The following is a 700-nucleotide window of genomic DNA, read 5'->3' on the forward strand; positions in this document are numbered from 1 at the left end:
GGAATCACCGCAAAAAAGGCTCAGGCACGAGCAGATCCAGTACATTGAGTTTCTTTCCCGCGATCTGGCTGCGGCTAAAAAGTTTTACTCCGAAAGCTTCGGCTGGAAATTCACTGATTACGGTCCTGAGTACACCGCATTTGAAGGCGACTTTGTAGATGGCGGCTTCACCACCGGCGAACCTGTTAACGGCAGTATCCTGGTGATCCTGTACTCCGAAAACGTAGTTGCTACAAAAGATAAGGTTATAAATGCGGGCGGTAAGATCGTCAAGGACATTTTCGAATTCCCGGGCGGCCGCCGCTTCCACTTTACTGATCCTGACGGTTACGAGCTGGCAGTCTGGTCTGAGTAGCTCTTTTCCTTGTTTTCTTAAAACTTTGTTCAAAGCCCTGCTTTCATTCGTTTTGCAGGGCTTTGACCGGGTTCATCAATCCGGCCTTGATACTTTGGAATGAAATGGTGAGCAGCGCAATTGCAATCGCCAGCACGCCCGCCAGTGCAAAAACCCACCATTTGATGTCGGTACGGTAAGCAAATTCCTGCAGCCACTTTTCCATTGTGTACCACGCGATCGGTACCGCAACCACAATGCCGATCAGTACCAGTCTGATGAAATCTTTGGCCAGCAACCCGACGATACCCGACAGTCCAGCGCCCAGCACCTTCCGCACACCAATTTCCTTCCGCCGCGTTTGTG

The 700-nt window shown here is 50.9% G+C and carries 2 protein-coding genes; one reads left to right on the forward strand and one right to left on the reverse strand.

From position 1 onward, the window contains the following. A partial coding sequence (locus tag ACTIE6_RS12130; protein ID WP_439556887.1) for a VOC family protein occupies nt 1–355 on the forward strand: 355 nt, incomplete at its 5' end. Nucleotides 356–398: 43 nt separating this feature from the next. Here the strand turns inward: ACTIE6_RS12130 and ACTIE6_RS12135 are convergent. Next, a partial coding sequence (locus ACTIE6_RS12135) for an ABC transporter permease (protein ID WP_439556888.1) occupies nt 399–700 on the reverse strand: 302 nt, incomplete at its 5' end.

This window comes from Dyadobacter sp., assembly GCF_051859145.1.
In the GTDB taxonomy this organism is placed as follows: Bacteria; Bacteroidota; Bacteroidia; order Cytophagales; family Spirosomataceae; genus Dyadobacter.